Consider the following 23,722-nt stretch of genomic DNA (forward strand, 5'->3'; position numbering starts at 1 on the left):
GAGTCGCGTTGATCGTCTACGGCGGTGACTACAACCCCGAGCAGTGGCCGGAGGAGACGTGGGCCGACGACGTCCGGCTGATGCGCGAGGCCGGCGTCACCCACGTCAGCCTCGGCATCTTCTCCTGGTCGCTGCTGGAGCCGGACGAGGGCGTGTACACCTTCGACTGGCTCGACCGCATCATGGACCTGCTGGCCGGCGGCGGCGTCAAGGTCTTCCTGGCGACGCCGACCGCCTCCCCGCCGCCGTGGTTCGGCCACCGTCACCCCGAGGCGCTGCCTGTCGACGCCGACGGCCGCCGGTTGTGGCACGGCAGCAGGCAGGCGTTCTGCCCCAGCTCGCCGATCTACCGGGAGAAGGCGCTGGCCATCGCCGAGCAGCTCGGCCGCCGCTACGCCGGCCACCCGGCGCTGGCGATGTGGCACGTCCACAACGAGTACGGCTGCCACAACGCCCGCTGCTACTGCGACGCCTCCGCCGTGGCCTTCCGCGCCTGGCTGATCGACCGCTACGGCACGCTCGACGCGCTCAACGAGGCCTGGGGCACCGCGTTCTGGTCACAGCACTACGGCGAGTGGGACCAGATCCTGCCGCCCCGGATCACCCCCAGCTTCGCCAACCCGGCCCAGCAGCTCGACTTCCGCCGGTTCAGCTCGGACGCGCTGTCGGCCCTCTACCGCGCCGAACGCGACCTGCTGCGCGAGCTCGCGCCCGGTGTCCCGGCGACCACGAACTTCATGGGCGGCTCCCACTGGGACATCGACTACTGGTCGTTCGCCCAGGAGGTGGACGTCGTCTCGACCGACCACTACCTGGTCGGCGCGAACCCGGAGCCCCACGTCGACCTGGCCTTCGCCGCCGACCTCACCCGCTCGCTCAAGCGCGACCGGCCGTGGCTGCTCATGGAGCACTCGACCAGCGCGGTCAACTGGCAGGGGCTCAATCGCGCCAAGCGGCCCGGCGAGATGCACCGCAACTCCGTGCAGCACCTGGCCAGGGGCGCCGACGGGATCATGTTCTTCCAGTGGCGGGCGTCGCGGGCGGGGGCAGAGAAGTGGCACTCGGCGATGCTGCCGCACGCGGGCACCGGCACCAAGATCTGGCGTGAGGTCGTCGCGCTCGGCGACCTGCTGCGCGAGGCGTCCGACGTGGCGGGCAGCACGGTCGAGGCGGACGTGGCGATCCTGCTCGACTGGTCGAGCGTCTGGGCCCAGGACCACCCGGCCCAGCCCACCGACCTGCTCAAGCCGGTCGAGGAGATCAAGCGCTGGCACGCCGAGCTGTGGCGGCAGGGCGTCACCTGCGACCTGGCCCACCCCGAGTCCGACCTGTCCGGCTACCGCCTGGTGCTGGTGCCCGCGCTCTACCTGGTCAGCGACGCGGGCGCGGCGAACCTCGAACGCTTCGTCGAGGGCGGCGGGGTCGCGCTCGTCGGGCCGTACAGCGGGATCGTGGACGAGCACGACCGGGTCCGGCTGGGCGGCTACCCGGGGGCCTGGCGCGACCTGCTCGGGGTGACGGTCGAGGAGTTCTTCCCCCTGGAGGCGGGCGAGACGGTCCCGCTGGCGGGCAGCGGCGCGGGCACGGTGTGGAGCGAGGTCGCCCACACCACCACCGCCTCCGTGCTGGACGCGTACGCCACGGGCGAGCCGGCCTGGACCCGCAACGAGGCCGGGCGGGGCGCGGCCCACTACCTGACGACGCTGCTCGCCGGTGAGGCGCTGGCGCGCGTGCTGGCCGAGGTCTGCGCGGAGGCGGGGGTGGCCACCACGGACACGCCGGGCGTCGAGCTGGTACGCCGCTCCCACTCCGACGGCCGGTCGTTCCTGTTCGCCGTCAACCACACGGACGCGGACGCGGTCGTCAAGGCGACCGGCACGAGCCTCGACGGCACCCCGGTGGACGGCCGGCTGACCGTGCCCGCGGGCACGGTCAGGATCGTCCGCGAACGGCGCTGATCACAGCACGCTGGACAGGAACGCCCTGGTACGCGGCTGCTTGCAGGCGGCGAGCAGCTCGGCCGGGGCGCCCTGCTCGACGACCACACCCTCGTCGAAGAACGTCAGCGTGTCGCCGACCTCACGGGCGAAGCCGATCTCGTGGGTCACCACGAGCATGGTCATGCCGTCGAGGGCGAGCTTCTTCATCACCTCCAGCACCTCGTCCACGAGCTCCGGGTCGAGCGCGGAGGTCGGCTCGTCGAAGAGCATGAGCGTGGGGTTCATGGCCAGCGCCCTGGCGATCGCGACCCGCTGCTGCTGCCCGCCGGACAGCTGGTGCGGGCGCTTGTGCGCGTGGTCGGCCAGCCCCACCCGGGCCAGGTGCTCCATGGCCAGCTCGCGGGCCTTGTCACCGGACATCCCTGCGACGTGGATCGGCGCGCAGGCGACGTTCTCCAGCGCGCTCTGGTGGGCGAAGAGGTTGAACCGCTGGAAGACCATGCCGATCTTCGTCCGGAAGGCCGCGAACCGCTTCGGTGACCAAGGATGGTACTTCCCGTCGCGCAGCGTGTGGCCGACCTCCTCCCCCAGCACCCGCAGGCTGCCGCCGAGCACCGGCTCCAGCCCGTTCACACAGCGCAGGAACGTGGACTTGCCCGACCCCGACGGGCCGATGATGCAGCTCACCTCGCCGGGGGCGACGCTGAAGTCGACACCGTGCAGCACCTCGGTGTCGCCGTAGCTCATGCGGACGCCCCTGGCGAGCACGACGGGGTCGCCGGTCATCGGTTCACCTCCGGCTTCGGCTGGCGGGGCAGCACCCGGGCGGCCAGGCCGCCGCCGCGCACCAGCCGCACGGCGTCGGAGCCGAAGCGCCGCTCCAGCCTGCCCTGCAGGAACGTGGCGACGGCGGTCATCAGCATGTACCACAGGCTCGCCACGATCAGCAGCTCCATGATCAGGTTGTTGGCCTTGTAGATCTGGCTGGCGTTGGTCATCAGGTCGTGCCCGGCGACGACGTAGACCAGCGAGGTGGTCTTCAGCATCGAGATGAACTCGTTGCCGGTGGGCGGGATGATGATCCGCAGCGCCTGCGGCAGCACGATGACCCGCATCCGCTTGCCGGGCGTCATGCCCAGCGCGTACGCGGCCTCGCTCTGACCCCGGTCGACGGCCTGGATACCGGCGCGGACGGTCTCGGCGAAGTACGCCGCGAGGTTCAGCCCGAGGCCCAGCATCGCCGAGGTGAAGCCGGTCATCACCTGGTTGGTGTCCCACTTGAGCCCGATCATGGTGAACGGGATCTTCAGGATCAGCTCGGGGAACAGGAACGCCAGGTTGTACCAGAAGATGAGCTGCACCAGCACGGGCGTGCCGCGGAAGAACCAGATGTAGAGCGTGGCCAGCCACTGGAGCACCGGGTTGTGCGACAGCCGCATGACGGCCAGGAACACGCCGAGCACCAGGCCGAGCACGGTGGCCAGGATCGAGATCTCGATGGTGACCACGATCCCGCTGAGGATGAGCGGGTGGAACAGGTGGTCCCACACCGCGCCCCAGTCGAGCCGGGGGTTGGCCACGACGAGGCCGACCAGCCAGCCGCACACAGCCAGGGCGGCCAGGCCCGCGAGCCAGCGCCCCCAGTGCCACGTCCGCGTGACCGGGACGGCCTCGCCCGACGGGCCGATGATCGGTTCGGTACGCACGTCCGGCTACTCCCCGTTGACCAGGGCGGACTCGATCGCCAGCTGCTCCAGGTCCCACGCGGCGAGGATCTTGCCGTACTCGCCGCTCTTGATCAGCGCGTCGAGCGCGTCACGGACGGCCTCGATCAGCTCCTTGTTGTCGGGGTGCAGCGCGATGCCCCACAGCGCCTCGGTGCCGGCGATGGACAGCGCCTCCGTCCCGGTCTTCGGGTCACCCGCCTTGTAGGCGGCGACCACGTAGTCGGTGATGTTGGCCTGCGCGCGGCCGTTGCTGACCTGGAGCAGCGCCTCCTGGTCGCCGGCGAACTTGAGGATGTCGAGCCCCTTCTCGCCGTTCTTCTCGCAGTCGGCGTGGGTCTGCTCGGCCAGCGCCAGCGACGAGCCGTTGTCGACCACGGAGACCGTCCTGCCGCACAGGTCGGCCGGGGTCTTGATGGCCTCGGGGTTGCCCTTCTCGACCAGCATCCCGGCGCCGGCCTTGACGTAGTCGACGAAGGTGACGTTCGTGCGCCGTTCGGCGGTGTCGGAGACCGATGACATGAGGATGTCGTAGCGGCCGGTGATGATGCCGGGGATCTGGGAGTTGAACTCCTCGTCGGTGATGTGCAGCGAGACGCCGAGCTTCCTCGCGAGGGCGCGGCCCAGCGACGGGTCGAGCCCGATGGCGGTCGTGCCGTCGGAGCCGATCATGTTCATCGGCGGGTAGCCGAGCGAGGTGGTCATCTTCAGGCCCTCGGCCCTGACGTCGGCGGGCAGCCTGGCGTTCAGCGCGGGGTCGGCGGCGATCGCGTTGACCACCGCGGCGGCCTTGTCCTCGGCGGGCGCCTGGACCTGCGCGGCCGGCTGCGCGCTCTTGCTCGCGGGGGCGGCCGGGTCGGCGTTGAGCGACTGGGCACCGCACGCCGTACCGGCCAGACAGGCGAGCAGCAGGGGGATGACGATCCTGATCTTCAAGGTGGGGGGTCTCCTTAGGGTGGATCGTTTCAGGGGGATCGCTGCCAGCGGATCTCGCCGCCGACGACGGTGGCCAGCACCTTGGTGCGGGCGATGGCGTCGAGGTCCGACGCGAAGGGGTCGGTGTCCACGGCGACGAGGTCGGCGAGCCGTCCGGGGGTGAGCAGGCCCTTGCGGCCCTCTTCCCCCGCCGCGTACGCCGAGCCGAGGGTGTGCGCGCGCAGCGCCTCGCCGACGCCGAGCCGCTGCTCCGGCTGCCAGCCGCCGGGCGGCGTGCCGTCCGGCCTGGTACGGGTCACCGCGGCGTGCAGCGCGGCGAACGGGTTCGGGTGCTCGACCGGCGCGTCGGAGCCGAACGCCAGCGGGACGCCCGCGTTCAGCATCGTGCGCCAGGCGTAGGAGGCCAGGTCCTGCCCGGCGAGCAGGGCGGAGACCAGGTCCATGTCGCTGGTGCAGTGGACCGGCTGCATGGACGCGACGATGCCGAGCCGGGCCATCCTGGTGATGTCCTCGCGGCGGACGTGCTGCGCGTGCTCGATGCGGAACCGCAGGCCCGGGGGCAGGCCGGCCTCCTCGTAGGCGTCGACCACCAGCCGGTTGGCCCGATCGCCGATGGCGTGCGTGGCCACCGCGATCCCGGCGCCCGCGGCGGTGCGGACCAGCTTCACCAGCTCGTCGTACGGCGTGACGGCGATGCCGTGGTTGCCCTCGTCGCCGGCGAACCCCTCGATCATGTGGCAGGTGTGCGAGCCGAGGGCACCGTCGCTGAACAGCTTCACCGGGCCGGTGCGGAACCAGTCGTCGCCCTCCCCGGTGCGGCGGCCCTCCTCGACCGCGGCCTCCAGGTGTTCGGCCGGGATCGCCTTGTGCACCCGCAGTTTCAGCTCACCGGCGTCGCGCAGGCGCAGGTAGGCGGCGCGGCAGTCCTCGCCGTCGATGTCGTGCACGCTGGTCAGGCCGAGCGCCAGCAGGTCCTCCTGCGCGGCGCGCAGCTCGTCCACCAGCTCGCCCGCGGTCATCAGGTCGCGCAGCGGGTACGACGCCGACTCGCGCAGGATGCCGGTCGGCTCGCCGTGCTCGTCGCGGACGATCTGGCCGCCCACCGGGTCGGGGGTGGTGCGGTCGACGCCGACCATGCGCAGGGCGAGCGAGTTGGCCCACACGGTGTGTCCGTCCACGCTCGGCAGCGCGGCGGGCCGGTCGGGGCAGACCGAGTCGAGCGCGTGCCGGTCGGGCTGCACCGGGCGTTCCCACTGGTTGCTGTTCCACCGCCCGCCGAAGAGCCAGGCCCCGGGCGCGAGGCGGGCGGCGTGCGCGGCGATAGCGGCCAGCGCCTCGTCCAGCGAACGGGCGTGGCGCAGGTCGACCTGGCTGCGTTCGCGGGCGTAGTTGGCGGTGTGGATGTGGGCGTCGTACAGGCCGGGGATGACGGCGGCGCCGTCCAGGTCCACCAGCTCGGCGCCGGTGCCGGCGGCGGCGCGCACCTCGGCCTCGGTGCCGACCGCGGTGATCTCCTCGCCGTCCGCGGCCAGCGCCTCGGCCGGCGGGCGTACGGGATCACCGGTGTGGATTCTGGCGTTCCTGAAGACGCGGATGGTCATGCGGGCCTTTCGCTCGAACGGTGGCATCACTGTAAAGCGCCTCACACTAAAGTCTGAAGCGGGTGATATACGACATTTCATGCTCCTGAGGTGAAGGAATTCTTATGCTCAAGCCGGAACACCTGAGGACGCTGACCGAGGTGATCCGGCGCGGTTCCTTCGCCGCCGCCGCCAACCGGCTCGGCTACACCGCCTCCGCGGTCTCCCAGCAGATGGCCGTGCTGGAGCGCAAGACCGGGGTGCGGCTGTTCCACCGCTCGGCCCGCAGGGTGCTGCCGACCAGCGCGGCCGAGGTGATGGCGCGGCACGCCGCGATCGTGCTGGCCGACATGGACCGGATGCTCGCCGCCGTGGAGCGGGCGCACCGGAACACCGAGCAGGAGATCCGGCTCGGGGTCTTCCCCAGCTTCGGCCTGACCGTGCTGCCCGGCCTGCTGCGCGAGATGGAGCCGGAGGACCGCGCGGGCTTCAGGGTCTCGGTGGCCGAGCCGTCGCAGCTCATCCCCGGTCTCGGCGTCGGCGGCGAGCTGGACGCGGCGATCGTCTACCAGGTGGGCGACTCCGGCCTGTCCTGGCCGTCGTCGGTGCGGCGGCGATGGCTCGGCGAGGACCCGTTCAAGGTCGTGCTGCCCCGCTCGTGGCCCAGCCTCGCGCCGTACGAGGTGGCGCAGCTCGTGGACCTGCCGTGGATCATGCACCACCCGGCCAGCAGCGACGCGTCCGTCCTCGACGGGGTCTTCGCCCGCTGGGACCTGCACCCGCGCGTGGTCGGCCACTCCGACGACCTCAGCGCGACGCTGGCGATGGTCGGCGCGTCGCTGGGCGCGGCGCTCATCCCCGAGCTGGCGCTGCGCGGCCGGCCCGAGGACGTCGTCGTGGCCGACGTGCCGTGGCTGAACGTCAGCCGCAGCATCTTCGCGCTCTACCTGCCCGACCGCGAGAGCGCCCGGCTACGCCTGCTGTTCGACGCCCTGGTCGGCGGCATGGTCGGCGCCTGCCCCTGACCGGGCGGACTTGAGCAGCCGCAGCGCGCCGCGCGACAGGGCCACCAGGATGTCGGCGGCCTCGTCGAGGTCGGGGTAGCGGCCTTCCAGGTGACCCATCGCGAGTGCGTTGGTGGCCGCGTTGATGCCGTCGGCGATCATCTCCAGGCGGCGCCGGTCGCGCTCGTTGTCGGCGGTGTAGCCGAGCGCGGCCAGGTCGGCGGCGTGGTGCTCGCGGTAGGCCGCGGCCGTCTCGGCGGCGAACTCGCGCAATGAGGACGACGGGTCGTGCCGGGCCCTGACCTGGATGCGCAGCAGCTCGGGATGCCGGCAGATGGCCTCCAGCGGGATGCGGAACGTCTCGCGGTGGCGTTCGAGGTCGTCGGGGTGCTCGCGGGCCTGGCGCCGCGCCTCCCGCATCGACTTGCGCAGCCGCTCCCCGCCCTCCTCGGCGAGCACCCGCAGCAGCTCCTGCCGGTCCTTGAAGTGCACGTAGAAGCTGGACTGCGCGATGCCGGCGGCCTTGGCGACCTTGACCGTCGTCAGGCCCGCCTCGCCCTCGGCGTCGAGGATCGAGAGGGCGGCGCGGATGAGCCTGCGCCTGGTCAGGTCCTTGGCCTCGCTCCTGCTGAGCTGTGTGCTGGTCACGGCAGTCCTCTCCCTACATCGACCCCCGGATAACGATTGTCCCGCGACACTTGTGCGCTTTTTCACCGATAGTACTATCGGTGAAATTGCTCTCGGGGGATCTACCGGGAGGAGGCGTGGATGAGACGCTGGAGGACTCCGGCCGTTCTGCTGCTGGCCGCCACGGTGATGCTGGCGTGCAGCGGGCAACGGCCGACCGAGACCCCGCAGGCCGGCACGGCGCCCGGCGCTACGGGACCGACTCAGGGCGGACGCCTGGTGTACGGGCTCAGCGCCGACGGCAACGGATTCAACCCGATCACCGACCAGTTCGCCGTACAGAGCTACAGCATGACAACTCCGATCATCGAACCCCTGGTGAGCGTGGACGCAGGCGGCGACTGGAAGCCGTACCTGGCCGAGTCGCTCACTCCCAACGAGACGTACGACGAGTGGACGATCAAGGTCAGGCCGGGCATCACCTTCTCCGACGGCACCGCCCTGACCGGTGAGATCGTCAAGAACAACCTGGAGGCGCAGAAGGCCTCGCCGCTCACCGCGGCGGCGCTGGCGCCGGTGACCGCGATCGAGCTGGCCGACCCGAGCACCGTACGGGTCAAGCTGCGTCAGCCCTGGGTCGCCTTCCCCTACCAACTGTCCGCCCAGATCGGCATGATCGTGCCGCCGTCCTCGCTGGCCGACCCCAAGGCGGCCAGTCTCAAGCCGGTGGGCACCGGGCCGTTCGTCTTCAAGGAGTACGTGCCGGACAACCGCATGGTCGTCACGCGCAACCCCGACTACTGGCGGCAGGGCCTGCCGTACCTGGACGAGATCGAGTTCCGCATCCTGCCCGACAGCCAGACCCGGGCGCAGACCCTCGAATCCGGCGGCATCGACGCCATGGGCACCAACCGCGACGAGGACGTCACCAAGTTCGGCGCCCTGCAGGACGCCTACACCGTGCACCGCGCGGAGGGCATGTCAGTGGCCGAGTACGTCTTCCTGCTCAACACCGCCGCGGCCCCGCTCGACGACGTGCGGGTGCGCCGGGCGCTGGCCCACGCCCTCGACCGCGACACCATCATCAAGACCCTGCGCGGCGGCCTCAACGAACCCGCCGACGGGCCGTGGTCGAAGGACTCCGAGTGGTACGTCGAAGGCGGCTACCCCGGCTACGACCTGGCCAAGGCCACCGCGCTCGTCCAGGAGGTCGAGGCGGCCAAGGGCCCCATCCGCTTCGAGACGATCTCCACCCCCGACCCCAACACCATGCAGCTCGTCGAGCTGTGCCAGGACATGTGGCGCAAGGCCGGCATCGAGGTGTCGATCCGGCAGGCCGACCAGGCCGACCTGATCAACCGGGCGCTCACCGGCGACTTCCGCGCCACCGTCTGGACGTCGTTCTCCGCCGCCGACCCCGACGGCGAGTACAACGCGCTGCACCAGGCGTTCTCCCGGCCGCTCGGCGAGATCTCGCTCAACCCCACCAGACTCAAGGACAAGGAGCTCAGCGACGCCCTCGACGCCGGCCGGGTCACCCCGGACGAGGCCGCGCGCAAGGAGGCGTACGCGACCGTGCAGCGGCGGCTGCGCGACCAGATGCCGATCCTGTTCATCGACCACCTCGACACCGGGTCCGTGATCGCCAGGAGCAAGGTGCGCGGCATCGGCGAGCACACGCTGCCCGACGGCGAGAAGGGCCGGCCGCTGACCGGCTCGCCGATCCCGTACCACCCGTTCACCCAGATCTGGGTCAGCGAACGATGATCATCCTCCACCGGCTGGTCCGGCTCGTGGTGGTGCTGCTCGTGGTGACCTTCCTGTCGTACGCCCTGCTCAACCTGCTGCCCGGCGACCCGGTCACGCAGATCCTGGGCATGTCGGCGACGGAGGAGAGCCGCGAGCAGCTCCGCCGGGAGCTGGGGCTGGACCAGCCCCTCTTCGTGCGCTACCTCGACTGGCTCGGCGGGCTCCTCACCGGCGACTTCGGCGAGTCGTACATCACCCGGATGTCCGTCGGCGCCGAGCTGGCCGAACGCCTGCCGGTCACCCTGGAACTGCTGATCGCCGCGGAGATCGTCGCGCTGGGCCTGGCCGTCCCGCTGGGCGTGGCCGCCGCCCGCCGCGCCGGCCGCGCCCTGGACCAGGCGCTCACCGCACTCAGCTTCGCGCTGCTGTCGACCCCCGTGTTCGTGCTCGGCGTGCTGCTGATCCTGATCTTCGCGGTCACCTGGAACGTGCTGCCCGCGACCGGCTGGACGTCCCTCTCCGTCGACCTCGGCTGGAACCTCACCTCGGTCATCCTGCCCGCGATCACGCTCGGCTGCGGCCAGCTCGCGGTGTACGCGCGGCTGCTGCGTACCGACCTGATCGCGACCCTGCAGGAGGACTACATCATCCTCGCCCGCGCCCGCGGCCTGTCGCCCCGCCGCATCATGTGGCGGCACGCCCTGCGCCCGTCCGCGATCAGCCTGATCACCGCCATCGGGCTCAACATGGGCGCGCTCATCGGCGGCACCGTGATCATCGAGACGCTCTTCGGCCTGCCGGGCATCGGGCGGCTCATCGTCGACTCCATCTTTTCCCGCGACTACCTGACGGTTCAGGGAGGCGTCGTGCTCATCTCGGTCGGCTACGTGCTGGTCAACTTCGCGGTGGACGTGGTGTACGCCGCCGTCGATCCCAGGATCCGACGTGCGTAGGCGGTTCGGGATCGGCTTCTGGCTCGCCGTCGGCTGGGTCGGGGTGGTGCTCCTCGCCGCCCTCCTGGCCGACCTGCTGCCGCTGTACCGCTACGACGAGACGCTGGCCGGGCCGCCGCAGACGGGGCCTAGCTGGTCCCACCCGCTCGGCACCGACGGCCTCGGCCGCGACGTGCTGAGCCGGATCGTGTACGGAGCCCGCGTCTCGCTCGGCGTCGGCGTCGGCGCCGTCCTGCTCGGCCTGCTCATCGGCGCCCCGCTCGGCATCCTGGCCGGCTACCGGCGGCGGGCCGCCGACGCGATCATCATGGCGGTCAACGACGTGGCGCTGGCGTTCCCCGCGCTGGTGTTCGCCCTCGCCGTGGTGGCCTTCGCCGGGGCGAGCCTGCGCAACGTGCTCATCGTGCTCGCGGTGCTCGGGGTGCCGGCGTGGGTCCGGCTCATCCGGGGCGCCACCCTTTCCTTCGCCGAACGGGAGTTCGTGCTGGCCGCGCGCGTGCTCGGCACCCGCGACCGGCGCATCCTGTGGCGGGAGATCGTGCCGAACGTCGCGATGCCGGCGGCGTCGTACGCGTTCATCGGCATGGCCGTGGTCGTCGTCGCAGAAGGGAGCCTGGCGTTCCTCGGCCTGTCGGTGCAGGCGCCCACGCCCACCTGGGGCGGCCTGATCAACGAGGGCCGCACGCTCATGGAGACCGCGCCGCACGTCGTGCTCGTCCCCTCGGTGGTCATGTTCCTGACCGTGCTCTCGTTCAACCTGGTGGGCGACCGGCTGCGCGCGCTGACCGACGTACGGGAGAGCGGCCTGGAGCCGGTGCGGCAGGTGACCGTCTCCCCGATGCCGGTGGCGGAGCACCAGGTCCGCGACACGCTGCTGCAGGCCGAGGACGTGCGCACCCACTTCGCCACCCCGCGCGGCCTCGTCAAGGCCGTGGACGGCGTCTCCTTCACCCTCGAACGCGGCAGGACCCTGGCCATCGTCGGCGAGTCGGGGTCGGGCAAGTCCATGCTGATCCGCTCGATCCTCGGCCTGCTGCCCGGCAGCGCCGTCAGAGGCGGCAAGGTCTACCTGTCGGGCGACGACCTGACCGCGCGCACCCCCGCCGAGATGCGCTCGGTGCTCGGGCCCCGGCTCGGCACCGTGTTCCAGGACCCGATGACCGCGCTGAACCCGGTGCGCACCATCGGCACGCAGGTCACCGAGCCGCTGCGGGTGCACCGCGGCCTGGGCCGCAAGGAGGCCCACGCCGAGGCCGTGCGGCTGCTGGCCTCGGTGGGCATCGCCGATCCCGTACGCATGCTGCGCCGTTACCCGCACCAGCTGTCGGGCGGCATGCGGCAGCGGGTGACGATCGCGATGGCGCTGTCGTGCGGGCCCGACGTGCTCTTCGCCGACGAGCCGACCACCGCGCTGGACGTCACCATCCAGGACCAGGTGCTGCGGCTGCTCCACCAGCTGCGCGAGGAGCACCACATGGCCGTGGTGCTGGTCAGCCACGACCTGTCCGTGGTGGCCCGCTGGGCGGACGAGGTCATCGTCATGTACGCCGGCAAGGTCGTCGAACGCGGGCCGGCCGCCGAGGTGTTCCGCCGGCCGCGGATGCCGTACACGCAGGCCCTGCTGCAGGCGGCGCCGCGGCTGAGCGACCCGGTGCACCACCGGCTGCGGGAGATCCCCGGCCGGCCGCCGGACCTCGTCGACCTGCCGCCGGGGTGCTCCTTCCGCCCGCGGTGCGCGTACGCGCAGGACCGGTGCGGGCAGGAGGCACCGCCGCTGGTCGGCGTCGCCCTGGCCAACGGCGCCCCGGTCAACGGCAGCGGCCACCAGTACGCCTGCTGGTACCCGCGTCCCATCGAGACGGCCATCGCGGAAGGGGCTGAGAGCAGTGGCAGGTAGCGGGAAGTCCCACCTGCGTCCCCGTGACGAGGTGCTGCTGCGCGTGGAGGATCTGGTCGTGGAGTTCCCCGCGGGCCGCGGCCGCACCGTGCGCGCGGTCTCCGGGGTGAGCTTCGACCTGGCACGCGGCGAGACGCTCGGCATCGTCGGCGAGTCGGGCTGCGGCAAGTCGAGCGCGGCGCGGGCGCTCGTCCAGCTCCCGCCGCCCCGCTCGGGCTCGGTACGGCTCGACGGCCAGGAGCTGACCGCGCTGCGCGGTGAGGCCCTGCGCCGGACCCGCCGACAGCTCCAGATGATCTTCCAGGACCCGATCTCCTCCCTCAATCCCCGCCGCCGCGTCCGCGAGATCGTCGGCGAGGGCCCCCGCGTGTGGAACCTGCCCGGCGACCGCGTGGACGAGGTGCTGGAGGCGGTCGGCCTCGACCCCGCGACCGCCGCGGTACGCCGGCCGCACGAGTTCTCCGGCGGTCAGTGCCAGCGCATCTCCATCGCGCGGGCGCTGATCCTCGACCCGGAGGTGGTGATCTGCGACGAGCCGGTCTCCGCGCTGGACGTCTCGGTGCAGGCCCAGATCCTCGGCCTGCTGGAGGACCTCAAGGCGCGCTACCGGCTCACGCTCGTCTTCATCGCCCACGACCTGGCCGTGGTCAAGAACGTCAGCGACCGCATCATGGTCATGTACCTGGGCAAGGTGTGCGAGCTGGCGCCGAGCGCCGACCTGATCAGCCGTCCCGCCCACCCGTACACGCGGGCCCTGATCGCCTCGATCCCCGACGGCGGGCTCGATCTGCCGCCGTCCGACACGCTGATCAGCGGCGAGCCGCCGTCGCCGGTCGATCCGCCGTCGGGCTGCCGTTTCCGTACGCGCTGCCCGCGCGCGCGGGAGCGGTGCGCCGCCGAGGAGCCCCAGATCCGGCAGGTCGGCGCGGACCACTGGCTGGCCTGCCACTATCCGGCCCTGCCGGACGTGGAACCACCCGTTCAACCCGCGATATAGCAACCGTGATACAGCAACAAGGAGTGACCACCAGCATGGCCATCGATTTCACCCTCGCCCCGGAACACGAAGAGATCCGCAAGCGGGTCCGCGCCTTCATCCAGGGCACCGTCGTCCCCGCCATGGAGGAGGTCGAGGAGGGCGACCGGGAGGCGTACCTCAAGACCATCTTCGGCCTGCGCAAGCAGGCCAAGGCCGAGGGTCTGTGGCTGCCGCACATGCCGAAGGAGTGGGGCGGCATGGGCCTGGGCCACGTCGAGCTGGCCATGGTGCAGTCGGAGGCGGCCAAGACCCGCATCGGGCCGTGGGTGTTCAACTGCCAGGCCCCCGACGAGGGCAACATGCATACCCTGCTGCACTGGGCGACGGACGAACAGAAGGAGAAGTACCTGCGTCCCCTCCTGGAGGGGACGAAGTCGTCCTGCTTCGCCATGACCGAGCCCGAGGTGGCGGGCTCCGACCCCACCCTGATCCGCACGGAGGCCGTCCGCGACGGCGACGAGTGGATCATCAACGGCCACAAGTGGTTCATCTCCAACGCTCGCCGGGCGAGCTTCGCCATCCTCATCGCCAGGACCGAGCAGGACGTGCCGGAGGGCTCGCGCGGCGCCAACACCGCCTTCCTCGTGGACCTGCCCTCCGAGGGCTGGAACGACGTCCGCGAGGTGGAGACGATGCACGGCTCCACCGGCCACAGCGAGATCGTCATCAAGGACCTGCGCCTGCCCGACAGCCAGGTGCTGGGCGGCCGGGGCAACGGCCACCGCCTCGGGCAGTACCGCCTCGGCCCGGCCCGCCTGGCCCACTGCATGCGGTGGATCTCGCAGGCGGAGACGGCCCTCGACATGATGGTCGATCGGGCGCTCAACCGTTACAGCCACGGCTCCCTGCTGGCCGAGAAGCAGGGCATCCAGTGGTTGATCGCCGACTCGGCGATGGAGCTCTACCAGTGCAAGCTGATGGTGCTGCACGCCGCGTCCAAGATCGACAAGGGCGAGGACTTCCGTACGGAGGTCTCGATGGCCAAGCACTTCGTCGCCAACAGCCTCAACCGGATCGTGGACCGGGCGATCCAGGTGCACGGCGCCCTCGGCTACTCGACGGACACGCCGCTGGCGAACATGTTCCAGCACGCCCGCTGGGCCCGCTTCGCCGACGGCGCCGACGAGATCCACCAGATGCGCATCGCCGAGCGCACCATCGCCGCCTACCGCGCCACCGGCTCCACCAGCTCCGCCACCGGCGACCTCCCCCTGTAACCGGAGCGGTGTCCCCCGGCCGGCGCGCCACCGGGGGACCCGCACCTAGGACCGCGCGGAGATCGGCGACCAGAGGTCGTCGATCTCCCGCTCCCGCGGGAACCACGCCAGGGCGTGTCGAGAGCCAGGACACGATCTGCCTGGCCGGCAACGAATCGGCCGCATCACGCGCCGGCGCGCCTCGGGTCAGACGAGCGTCCGGGGTGCGGGCAGCGGGACGATCTCGCGTTCGTAGTACGCCCGCAGGTCCTCGCCCACCGCGAACAGCTTGTCCAGCTCGCCGCGGCAGGCGTCGATCACCTCGGGATCGTCGATCCGCCGCGCTCCGCTGTGGGCGCCGCCGGAGTCGTACGTCACCTCGTACATGACCGTCGTGCCCAGCACGACCAGCTCCGGCAGGCGACGGCTGCCCTCCAGGTCGAGCACCTCGGCGGCGTCGAGCACACGCACCTGCTCGGCGGTCGTCCTGCGCAGCGCCAGGACGTGCATCTCCCACTGCAGGTAGGGCGTGACCGGCTGCTCGACGACGCGGATGCGCCGACACGGAAAGGGCCGCACCGGGCGCACGCCGTCGACCAGCTTGGCGGACCGGTCCCAGTCGCTCTCCCGCCTCGCGATACGGCTCTCGTGAAAGCCCTGGACGCGCTCCAGCCGCCAGAACACGCCATCAATTTTCCGGAAATTAGGCCAGAAATCATCGAGATATTCATCCGCACTCAGCAAGACAGCAGATATCTCGTGAATGCGCTCAAGCATAAGGAATATCCCTCGTCGGCCACGAGCGGCCCGGACGCTTCGGCCGCTCATCCTCGCAGGTCAACCTCTGACTATCACCGCAAAGTCACTATTGTCGAGCCACCTGGGTCACACCGGCCGCATTCGGTTCGACCATCGCCAAGCCCGAGCGTCGATTTCCCATATCCCCGGCGTTCCGCTTTCCCGTTCCCCGCGAAAATGACGGACAGAACACGTCAATCCCCCCGTAAGCCCTAAGGCCAGGAAATCCCCTCAAAATCCCACCGCTCCCCGACGAACGAGGAGATCATCGCCGGCCGCCGCATACCGCGCCGCGGTCTCCTCCGGCTCCGGCCGTCGCGGGTGACGGCCGGCGGCTCTCCTCCCGCGCGTGGCGCGGCTCCTGCCACGCGAAGTGCGGCTGCGCCAGGTGCGGCGCGGACTTCCGCGGCGTCCGCGTTCCGTACGTTCGGACTGCTCGATCGGCGCTGCGCGTGCGTGCGGTCACCGGGCCGGCCCGGGGCGGCATTCCGCCGTGAGCCGGTGCTCCGGCCATGGGCGGGAGCCCGGCAGGCGGCCCGTGCCCGTCCAGCCGACCTCTACCCAGCGGCCGTCGTGCGCTCGGCGCCGCCCTGGACGGTGGTCGAGGTAGCGGTGGAGCACCGGGCGCCAGCGGTTGGCGGGCAGGCCGCGGAGCGCCGCGACCGCGATGCAGTATTTGCTCACGCTGACCGGCCGCACCCCCAGCCCGCGCAGCACCTTGTCGATCAGCCCCTTGCCGTCGACCGACTTCGACTCCAGCAGCACCAGGTCGCCGCGCGCCGGCCTGCTGTCGTAGCCGTCACGGCACACCAGCCCCGTGTCGCAGGTGACGCGCGCGCCACCCTCCCGGTCGATCAGCGTCACGCGCTTGTAGTCGGTGGCCAGCACCGGCCCCAGCGTCTCGGGCGCGACGAGGTGGAGCCTGCTCAGCAGGGTGTCGCGGACGAAGTCGAGCGCCTCGGGGGTCAGCGTCGCGCTGGGCACCCCGTCGTACGGGATGCGGTGTTTGTCGGTGCTGCCCCGCGCGCCGCTGAGCTTCAGCTCCAGCCACTGCCCGCCGCCGTCGAGATAGGTCCGCGTACGGAGCTTGAACCGCCGGCGCCGATCCTGCCGGTGCTGGTGGAAGGTGAGCAGCTCGGGGGTGTCGAAGTAGGTGGAGGTGTAGCGGAACTGCCGCCGCCCCTCGATGCGCAGCACGTGGAACCGGTCGCCCATCTCGGCCGCGACCCGCGTCATGATGGTGGTCGTCACGATGTACTTGCGGTCGACCCGGCTCATCAGCTCCGGCACCTCGTCGAGCCCGACGCCCGGCGTCGAGGCGGCGATGCCGGCCAGCAGCGCGTCGGCGTACGGCCCGGCGCTCATCGCACACCCACCCGCGCGTTGTCCACGTAGCGGACGTCGACCACGGTCACGTCGCGCACGTAGTCGATCTGGGTGACGACGTGGTAGAGCACCTTGGCCCGCAGCCGGTTCTCCAGGTCGACCTTCAGCATGTCGGCGTCGGTGTGCACGACGTCGAGGGTGACGATCTGCTGGCGGGTGCGGCCGAACAGCTTGGGGTGGTCGGCGGCGTACATCACGACCAGGAGGATGCCGTTGAGCAGCAGCGCGGTCAGCGGCCACGTGCCGCCGGCGATGCCGTTGACCAGGCCGAGGGCGATGGCGATGAAGTAGTACGCGATCTCCTGCTGCGTGATCTCGCTCGACCGGAGACGGATGATCGACAGAACGCCGAACAGCCCGAAGCCGACGGCGATGTCGACCCGCTGCACCAGCAGCAGCGACACCACCGCGAAGATCCCGACGTTGAGCGCGATGTACGCGAACAGCAGATCCCTGCGGTGGTGCCGCCGATAGTAGAGGCCGTAGGCGAGCACCACGATCGCCACGAGGTCCATCAACAGTCCGGTCGCCATGACCGCTCCTTCCGTAGTGCCTTCTGTGAACAGCTTGAAGGTGCGGAGTGAAGCGCCCGTGAGCTGATGATTAGGCGGCTCTCATGCGGTAACCGGTGCCTCTCACGGTCTCGATGCGGTCGGCGCCGATCTTGCGCCGCAGATAACGGACATAGACGTCGACCACGTTGGAGCCGGGATCGAAGTCGAACCCCCACACGTGGCTGAGCAGCTGCTCGCGCGTCAGCACCTGGTCGGGATGGCGGCAGAAGATCTCGGCCAGCGCGAACTCCCGGGTCGACAGGTCGACCGCCCGGTCGCCCACGTACGCCCGCCGCGTCCGCAGATCCAGCGACAGGTCGGACACCCGCAGCACGGTCACCTCGGGCGTGCGGTCGGCGCGCAGCCGCAGCCGCACCCGGGCCAGCAGCTCCTCGAAGGCGAAGGGCTTGGCGATGTAGTCGTCGGCGCCACCCTCCAGGCCGGCCACCGTGTCGCTCACGCTGTCGCGCGCGGTCAGGATGATCACAGGGATGGTCACCATCGACCCGCGCAGCCGCCGCAGCACCGTGAACCCGTCGCTCAGCGGCAGCCCGATGTCGAGGATCAGCAGGTCGAACCCGCCCGTGGCGGCCAGGTCGAAGGCCGCCACCCCGTCGCCGACCACGGCCGTCACGAACCCGTTGGCCCGCAGCCCCTTCTCGACGAAGGAAGCGATGCGGGCCTCGTCTTCCGCGATCAGAATCCGGTTCAATTCAACCTCCAGAGCTCCCACAGCGGAAGGGATATGACGAAGCAGGCGCCGCCCCCGGGGCCGTCCATCACCTTCACGGTGCCTCCGTGGGCCTGGGCGATGGACTTGACGATGGCGAGGCCCAGCCCGGCGCCCTCCTGGGCGCTGGTGCGGCCCTCCCCGCGGACGAACCGCCCGAAGATGCGCTCGCGATCGGCGGGCGGGACGCCGGGGCCGCTGTCGCGCACCCACAGGTCGACGCGGCCGTCGCGGACGGCGGAGCCGACGGCGATCAGGTCGTCGTCGGTGGTGTGGCGCACGGCGTTGGCCAGCAGCTGCATCATGGCCTGCGTGAGCCGCTGGCGGTCGGCGGGCAGGCGCGCCTCGGCCACCTCGTCGACGCGCCACTTGCGCTCGCCCAGCCCGCGGGCCTTGGCCACCACGCTGACCGTGAGGTCGGCCAGCTCGACGTTGTCGAGGTTGAGGAAGCCGGGCTGCTCGGCCTTGGCGAGGGTGAGCAGGTCGTCGACGATGCGGTTCATCCGGTCGAGCTCGTCGGTGACCAGCGCGAGGGTCTCGGCGCGGTCGTCGGGGTCGTCGCCCATGAGCTCCAGGTGACCGCGGATCACCGTGATCGGCGTGCGCAGCTCGTGGCCGGCGTCGTCCATGAAGTGCCGCTGGACGACGAAGGCGTGTTCGAGCCGGTCGAGCATGTGGTTGAAGGTCGCCGCGAGCGCCGCCACGTCGTCGTTGCCCGGCACGTCGAGCCGGCGTGTCAGGTCGGAGGAGTCGCTGATCTGCTCAGCGGTCTGGCGGACGAGCCGGACCGGCGCCAGCACCCGCCCCGCCACGAACCACCCCGCGCCGCCCGCTAACGCCATCGCCGCCGCCGCGGACAGGACGAGCGTGCGTACGGCGTCGTCGATCTCGTCGCGGTGCAGGTCGGAGAAGGCCGCCGCGACGAAGTGGCCGGTGCGGGGGTCGCCGGCCACGGTGACCGGGAAGACCGCGTACTGGACCTCTCCGCGGGTGGTGTCCATCTCCTTGCGGACGGCCCTGGTCGCCTTCGCCATCTCCGCGACCAGCTGGGGGTCGGTGTCGAGGCGCACCGGCGGCGGGACGAACGTGATCTTGTGGGGCTCGCCGTCGACGATGGAGAAGAACGTCTCCCACCGGTCGGGCGTGTTGACCTGCAGGTAGTTGTGCAGCAGATCTCCGACGTCGGTCACCGTGCGGCCGGTGCGCGGGTCGAGCGCGTTGGCGGCGTACCGCTTGAGCTTGTCGTACTCGTTCTCCAGCTCGAGGTTGATCCGGTTGTCGAGCCTGGTGGACAGGGCCATCCAGGTGGCGAAGATGGCGACACCGAGGGCGAGACCGACGACGAAGAGCATCCAGCCCACGATCCGGGCGCGGGCACTCACCCGCGTGTGCCTTCCCGGTCAGTCGTCGTCATCGTCGCCTCCGTCGTCATCATCGCCTCCGTCGTCGTCATCGTCGTCTCCGCCGCCAGGTCTGGGTGACGGCGGCTTGACCGGCTCCGCCCGGGGCTCTCGGGTCGCGGCGCGTTCGCCCTGGGTCTGCGTGGGGGATGCGGGCGTCGCCGAGCGTCCCGGCCCCTGACTGGGCTCCGAGCTGGGCTCCTGACCGGGCCCTTGCCCGGGCCCGGCCGTCTCGGTCGTCGCCCTGGTCGGCCCGTCGCCGGCGCGCGCGCTCTCGCCCGCGCTCGGCGTCGGCTCGGCCGTGACCTGCCCGCTGAGCTGGGCCCGCGGCGTGACCACCACGGGGCCGCCCAGGTCGGGCTCCTGCTCGGCCGCCTGTACGAAGCCCATCGCCGTGATCCCCGCCACTGCCAGTGCCAGGACAAGGAGAATCACCATTGCCCGGTGTTTCATGAGCCGACCCTCTCGCTCTTCGAGGAGACCACGCTGAGGCCAAGATGAGAAACCTCTCATCTGACCTCTCCGGACGCCAACCACGGCAACTCCCGGGAATGGAGCTGCGCAAGAGAGCGGAGAGGTACTTCGGTTTCGGCGCGGCAAGCTCGGTTACTAGCTGGTTGATGAATCTGTGGGAGTACGTCGAGGATCGCTGGGACCTCATCCTCTTCGAGACGGCGCAGCACGCCAGCATGGTCGCCCAATGCGTTCTGGTGGCGGCCGTCCTGGGCGTGCTCGTCGGCGTGGCCACCTACCGGCACCCCCGGATGGCCTCGTTGGCCACGTCGTCGGCGGGCGTGCTGTTCACCGTCCCGTCGCTGGCCCTGCTGGGCCTGATGATCCCGCTGCTGGGGCTCGGCGTGGCGCCGAGCGTGACCGCGATCGTCATCTACGCGCTGCTGCCCATCGTCCGCAACACCGTCGTCGGCCTGCAAGGCGTCGACCCGCTGCTGGTGGACGCCGCGCGCGGCATCGGCATGAGCCGGCGCAGGACACTGGCCAGGATCGAGCTGCCGCTGGCCTGGCCGGTGATCCTCACCGGCATCCGGGTCTCCACGCAGCTGGCCATGGGGATCGGCGCGGTGGCCGCGTACGTCTCCGGGCCGGGGCTCGGTGAGCAGATCTTCTCCGGCCTGGCCAGGCTGGGCGGCGCCAACGCGGTCAACGCCACGCTGACCGGGACGATCGGGGTGGCCGTCCTCGCGCTGCTCTTCGACGCCTGCTACGTGCTGCTCGGGCGGCTCACGGCGCCCGACGGGCCGCTGCGGCGGCTCGTGACGAGGAGCGCCCATGTCTGAACCGAGCACGCGCGGCGTCCCGATCGAGCTGCGGAAGGTGACCAAGGCGTTCCCCGGCGGCCGGGCGCCCGCCGTACAGGAGCTCGACCTCACCATCGCGGCCGGCGAGATCGTGGTCCTCGTCGGGCCGTCCGGCTGCGGCAAGACCACCACCATGCGCATGATCAACCGGCTGATCGAGCCCACCTCGGGCGACATCCTCATCGACGGCCGCAGCTCCCGCGACATCGACCCCGACCGGCTCAGACGCCACATCGGGTACGTGATCCAGCAGGCGGGGCTGTTCCCGCACATGACCGTGGCCTCGAACATCGCGCAGGTGCCCAAGCTGCTCGGCTGGGACCGCCGCCGCATCGCCGAACGCGTCGACGAGCTGCTCACACTCGTGGGCCTGGAGCCGTCCACGTTCCGCGACACGTTCCCGCGCCGGCTCTCCGGCGGGCAGCAGCAGCGCGTCGGCGTCGCCCGCGCGCTGGCCGCCGACCCGCCCGTGCTGCTCATGGACGAGCCGTTCGGCGCGCTCGACCCGATCAGCCGCCAGCGCCTGCAGGACGAGCTGCTCAGGCTTCAGGACGACCTGTCCAAGACGATCGTCTTCGTCACCCACGACATCGACGAGGCGCTCAAGCTCGGCGACCACATCGCGATCATGCAGCGCCCCGGCCACATCGTGCAGTACGCCAGGCCCGCGGAGATCCTCACGAACCCGGCCGACGCGTACGTCGAGGAGTTCCTCGGCGCCGGCTCGTCGATGCGGCTGCTGAGCCTGACCAAGGTGGGCGACATCGAGCTGGACCAGGTGCCGTACGCGGCCGAGGACGCCGACGCGCGCGAGGTGCTCGCCGAGATGGAGCGCGACGGCCGCGGGTACGCGCTGGTCCTCGACGGCATGCGGCGTCCGCTGCGCTGGGTCACGACCGCCCACCTCAAGGGACGGGAAGGGCCGGTCGGCACGACGGGTGACGAGATCAGCGGCTCCATCGGCCGCAGGAAGACCTTGCAGGACGCCCTGGAGGAGCTGCTCAACGCCGACACCGACATCGTCCCCGTGACGGGCAGGCACCAGGCGTACGAGGGGGCGCTGTCGCTGGCCACGGTGCAGAACGCCATCCAGTCGATCAAGGCCAGGGAACGCGAGCGCCGCATGCTCCGCCTCGGCCGGGAGGAGGGCGGATGAGCCTGTCCACCGCCGCCGCCGAGCGGGAGACGATCCCCGAGCCGCGGATCGGCCGCTCCTGGCATGTGGTGCTGCCGCCGCTGTGCTACCTCGCCGTGGCCGCCGCCATGATCGCCTACACGCAGATGGTGCCGCTGGACGGCATCGAACGCGGCTCGCTCAACCTGCCGTTCGTGCTGCGACGCACCTGGGAGCACATCCGGCTGGTGTTCTTCTCCACGGTGCTGGTGCTGGCGGTGGCGCTGCCGCTGGGCATCGTGCTCACCCGGCCGGGCCTGCGCCGGGTGACGCCGTACGCGCTGGCCCTGGCGAACCTGGGCCAGGCGATCCCCGCGGTGGGCATGGTCGTGCTGCTGGCGGTGCTGTTCAGGATCGGGTTCTGGACGGCGGTGGCGGCGTTGTTCGCCTACAGTCTGCTGCCCACGCTGCGCAACACGATGGTCGGGCTGGAACAGGTGGACCCGCGGCTGGTGGACGCGGGCCGCGGGATCGGCATGTCGGCGGTCGGCGTGCTGGCCAAGGTGGAGCTGCCGATGGCGGTGCCGGTCATCCTGTCGGGCGTCAGGACCACGCTGGTGCTGAACGTCGGCACGGCCGGCATCGCGGCGTTCATCGGCGCGGGCGGGCTCGGAGACCTGATCACCGCCGGGGTGAGCACACAGCGCAACCTGGTCCTCATCACCGGATGCGTGCTCATCGCGGTGCTGGCGCTGATCCTCGACTGGCTGGGCGGGCTCGCGCAGCGTCTGCTCTCGCCGAAGGGACTGTCGTGAGAGCGCTCGTGGCGCTGCTGCTCGTGCTGGTCCTGGCGGGGTGCGGGCTGGAGCGGGCAGGGTCGTTCGTGCCGCCGGTCGAGCCGGCCGGCATCCGGCCGGTGGCCTCGCTGGAGGGCACGACCGTGCGGGTGACGTCCAAGGAGTTCACCGAGCAGCTCGTGCTCGGCAAGATCGCGGTGCTGGCGCTGTCCGCCGCGGGCGCCGACGTGGTGGACCAGACCAACGTCCAGGGCAGCGTGAACGCCCGCGCCTCCCTGACCCGGGGCGACGCCGACCTGATGTGGGAGTACACCGGCACCGGCTGGATCACCTACCTCGGCCAGCGCCGGCCGATCCCCGACCCGTGGCGGCAGTACGTGGCCGTGCGCGACCTGGACCTGCGCCGCAACGGCATCGTCTGGCTGCCGCCCGCGCCGCTGAACAACACCTACGCCGTCGGCGTCACCCACGCCACCGCCCAGCGGTGGGGCCTGCGGACGATCTCCGACATCAGAAAGATCCCGGTGCGGCAGCGTACGTTCTGCGTCGACCACGAGACCTTCGGCAGGGACGACGGTTTCCTCGGCATGCTCAGGGCCTACGGCCTGCGCTACGGCACCGACATCCCCGGGCAGGGCGTGCGCCGGGTGTCGGTCGGCGTGCTCTACGACTCCGTCGCGAGCGACAGGTGCGCCCTCGGCATGGTGACCACGACGGACGGCCGGGTCGAGGCGCTCGACCTGACGCTCCTGCAGGACGACAAGAAGTTCTTCCCCCTCTACAACGCGTCGGTGACCATGCGGCGCGAGCTCGCCGACGCCCACCCGGAGATCGCGCGGATCTTCGCGCCCATCAGCGCCAAGCTGACCGACAAGGTGATGCGCGACCTCAACGCCCAGGTGGACGTGGACGGCGACGTGCCCGCCCTGGTCGCCCGCGACTGGCTCAGAGCCGAGGGTTTCGTCCGGTGATGGCGTTAGCC

Annotated in this window: 22 protein-coding genes; 11 read left to right on the forward strand and 11 right to left on the reverse strand. The window is 71.0% G+C overall.

Going from position 1 to position 23,722, the window contains the following annotated elements; genetic code table 11:
- Positions 1–8: 8 nt before the first annotated feature.
- A complete protein-coding gene (locus E1286_RS13070) occupies positions 9–1,958 on the forward strand; it encodes a beta-galactosidase (protein WP_223189893.1) in 1,950 nt (649 codons plus the stop codon).
- Here E1286_RS13070 and E1286_RS13075 read toward each other — a convergent pair whose 3' ends face one another.
- From E1286_RS13075 to E1286_RS13090, 4 genes are read right to left on the reverse strand one after another with little or no spacing between them, the layout of a single operon-like run.
- Positions 1,959–2,726, reverse strand: a complete 768-nt coding sequence (locus E1286_RS13075) for an amino acid ABC transporter ATP-binding protein (RefSeq protein WP_132612124.1) — start codon at positions 2,724–2,726, stop codon at positions 1,959–1,961.
- Positions 2,723–3,646 (reverse strand): amino acid ABC transporter permease, encoded by a 924-nt coding sequence (locus tag E1286_RS13080; protein ID WP_132612126.1) that lies wholly within the window; start codon positions 3,644–3,646, stop codon positions 2,723–2,725. The genes E1286_RS13075 and E1286_RS13080 overlap by 4 nt, the downstream gene beginning before the upstream one ends.
- 6 nt (positions 3,647–3,652) lie before the next feature.
- On the reverse strand, positions 3,653–4,600 hold the full coding sequence (locus E1286_RS13085) for a transporter substrate-binding domain-containing protein (protein WP_132612128.1): 948 nt from the start codon (positions 4,598–4,600) through the stop codon (positions 3,653–3,655).
- A 29-nt stretch (positions 4,601–4,629) separates the two neighbouring features.
- Positions 4,630–6,201: an amidohydrolase gene (locus E1286_RS13090; RefSeq protein WP_132612130.1), complete on the reverse strand. Its 1,572-nt coding sequence runs from the start codon at positions 6,199–6,201 to the stop codon at positions 4,630–4,632.
- A gap of 104 nt (positions 6,202–6,305) precedes the next feature.
- Between E1286_RS13090 and E1286_RS13095 the strand changes: the two genes are divergently transcribed.
- A complete protein-coding gene (locus tag E1286_RS13095) occupies positions 6,306–7,205 on the forward strand; it encodes a LysR family transcriptional regulator (protein WP_132612132.1) in 900 nt (299 codons plus the stop codon).
- Here the strand turns inward: E1286_RS13095 and E1286_RS13100 are convergent.
- Complete coding sequence (locus E1286_RS13100) at positions 7,152–7,832, reverse strand: TetR family transcriptional regulator (protein WP_165969711.1); 681 nt, start codon at positions 7,830–7,832, stop codon at positions 7,152–7,154. The two genes, E1286_RS13095 and E1286_RS13100, sit on opposite strands and share 54 nt — an antisense overlap.
- Positions 7,833–7,952: 120 nt before the next feature.
- Between E1286_RS13100 and E1286_RS13105 the strand changes: the two genes are divergently transcribed.
- Genes E1286_RS13105 through E1286_RS13125 form a run of 5 tightly spaced genes read left to right on the forward strand, consistent with a single transcriptional unit; the run spans position 7,953 to position 14,666 of the window.
- Complete coding sequence (locus E1286_RS13105) at positions 7,953–9,578, forward strand: ABC transporter substrate-binding protein (protein ID WP_132612134.1); 1,626 nt, start codon at positions 7,953–7,955, stop codon at positions 9,576–9,578.
- Positions 9,575–10,513 (forward strand): ABC transporter permease, encoded by a 939-nt coding sequence (locus E1286_RS13110; protein WP_132612136.1) that lies wholly within the window; start codon positions 9,575–9,577, stop codon positions 10,511–10,513. The genes E1286_RS13105 and E1286_RS13110 overlap by 4 nt, the downstream gene beginning before the upstream one ends.
- Entirely contained in the window at positions 10,506–12,410 is a 1,905-nt protein-coding gene (locus E1286_RS13115; RefSeq protein WP_132612138.1) for a dipeptide/oligopeptide/nickel ABC transporter permease/ATP-binding protein, read from the forward strand. Before E1286_RS13110 ends, E1286_RS13115 begins: the two co-directional genes overlap by 8 nt.
- Positions 12,400–13,407: an ABC transporter ATP-binding protein gene (locus E1286_RS13120; protein WP_132612140.1), complete on the forward strand. Its 1,008-nt coding sequence runs from the start codon at positions 12,400–12,402 to the stop codon at positions 13,405–13,407. Before E1286_RS13115 ends, E1286_RS13120 begins: the two co-directional genes overlap by 11 nt.
- 35 nt (positions 13,408–13,442) lie before the next feature.
- A complete protein-coding gene (locus E1286_RS13125; RefSeq protein WP_132612142.1) occupies positions 13,443–14,666 on the forward strand; it encodes an acyl-CoA dehydrogenase family protein in 1,224 nt (407 codons plus the stop codon).
- A 186-nt stretch (positions 14,667–14,852) separates the two neighbouring features.
- Here E1286_RS13125 and E1286_RS13130 read toward each other — a convergent pair whose 3' ends face one another.
- From E1286_RS13130 to E1286_RS13155, 6 genes are all read right to left on the reverse strand, one after another.
- Positions 14,853–15,473, reverse strand: coding sequence for a DUF6879 family protein (locus tag E1286_RS13130; protein WP_342776204.1), 621 nt, complete (start codon positions 15,471–15,473; stop codon positions 14,853–14,855).
- Positions 15,474–15,905: 432 nt separating this feature from the next.
- Positions 15,906–16,808 carry a polyphosphate polymerase domain-containing protein gene (locus E1286_RS13135; protein ID WP_132612146.1) on the reverse strand — a complete coding sequence of 301 codons (903 nt, stop codon included), beginning with the start codon at positions 16,806–16,808 and terminating at the stop codon, positions 15,906–15,908.
- Positions 16,805–17,362: a DUF4956 domain-containing protein gene (locus E1286_RS13140; protein WP_132612148.1), complete on the reverse strand. Its 558-nt coding sequence runs from the start codon at positions 17,360–17,362 to the stop codon at positions 16,805–16,807. The genes E1286_RS13135 and E1286_RS13140 overlap by 4 nt, the downstream gene beginning before the upstream one ends.
- Before the next feature lie 70 nt (positions 17,363–17,432).
- Positions 17,433–18,095, reverse strand: a complete 663-nt coding sequence (locus E1286_RS13145) for a response regulator transcription factor (protein WP_132612150.1) — start codon at positions 18,093–18,095, stop codon at positions 17,433–17,435.
- Positions 18,092–19,465 (reverse strand): sensor histidine kinase, encoded by a 1,374-nt coding sequence (locus tag E1286_RS13150; RefSeq protein ID WP_132612184.1) that lies wholly within the window; start codon positions 19,463–19,465, stop codon positions 18,092–18,094. Before E1286_RS13150 ends, E1286_RS13145 begins: the two co-directional genes overlap by 4 nt.
- 48 nt (positions 19,466–19,513) lie before the next feature.
- Entirely contained in the window at positions 19,514–19,903 is a 390-nt protein-coding gene (locus E1286_RS13155) for a hypothetical protein (RefSeq protein WP_132612152.1), read from the reverse strand.
- A 230-nt stretch (positions 19,904–20,133) separates the two neighbouring features.
- On the opposite strand from E1286_RS13155, the gene E1286_RS13160 reads away from it, so the two are divergent.
- Genes E1286_RS13160 through E1286_RS13175 form a run of 4 tightly spaced genes read left to right on the forward strand, consistent with a single transcriptional unit; the run spans position 20,134 to position 23,711 of the window.
- The gene (locus tag E1286_RS13160; RefSeq protein ID WP_132612154.1) at positions 20,134–20,808 is read left to right on the forward strand and encodes an ABC transporter permease; all 675 of its coding nucleotides are present in this window, start codon (positions 20,134–20,136) and stop codon (positions 20,806–20,808) included.
- The gene (locus E1286_RS13165) at positions 20,801–21,985 is read left to right on the forward strand and encodes an ABC transporter ATP-binding protein (protein WP_132612156.1); all 1,185 of its coding nucleotides are present in this window, start codon (positions 20,801–20,803) and stop codon (positions 21,983–21,985) included. The genes E1286_RS13160 and E1286_RS13165 overlap by 8 nt, the downstream gene beginning before the upstream one ends.
- Positions 21,982–22,758: an ABC transporter permease gene (locus tag E1286_RS13170; RefSeq protein ID WP_132612158.1), complete on the forward strand. Its 777-nt coding sequence runs from the start codon at positions 21,982–21,984 to the stop codon at positions 22,756–22,758. Before E1286_RS13165 ends, E1286_RS13170 begins: the two co-directional genes overlap by 4 nt.
- Positions 22,755–23,711, forward strand: coding sequence for a glycine betaine ABC transporter substrate-binding protein (locus tag E1286_RS13175; protein ID WP_246074808.1), 957 nt, complete (start codon positions 22,755–22,757; stop codon positions 23,709–23,711). Before E1286_RS13170 ends, E1286_RS13175 begins: the two co-directional genes overlap by 4 nt.
- The last annotated feature ends 11 nt before the right edge of the window (positions 23,712–23,722 follow it).

This window comes from Nonomuraea terrae (assembly GCF_004348995.1).
Taxonomy (GTDB): Bacteria; Actinomycetota; Actinomycetes; order Streptosporangiales; family Streptosporangiaceae; genus Nonomuraea; species Nonomuraea terrae.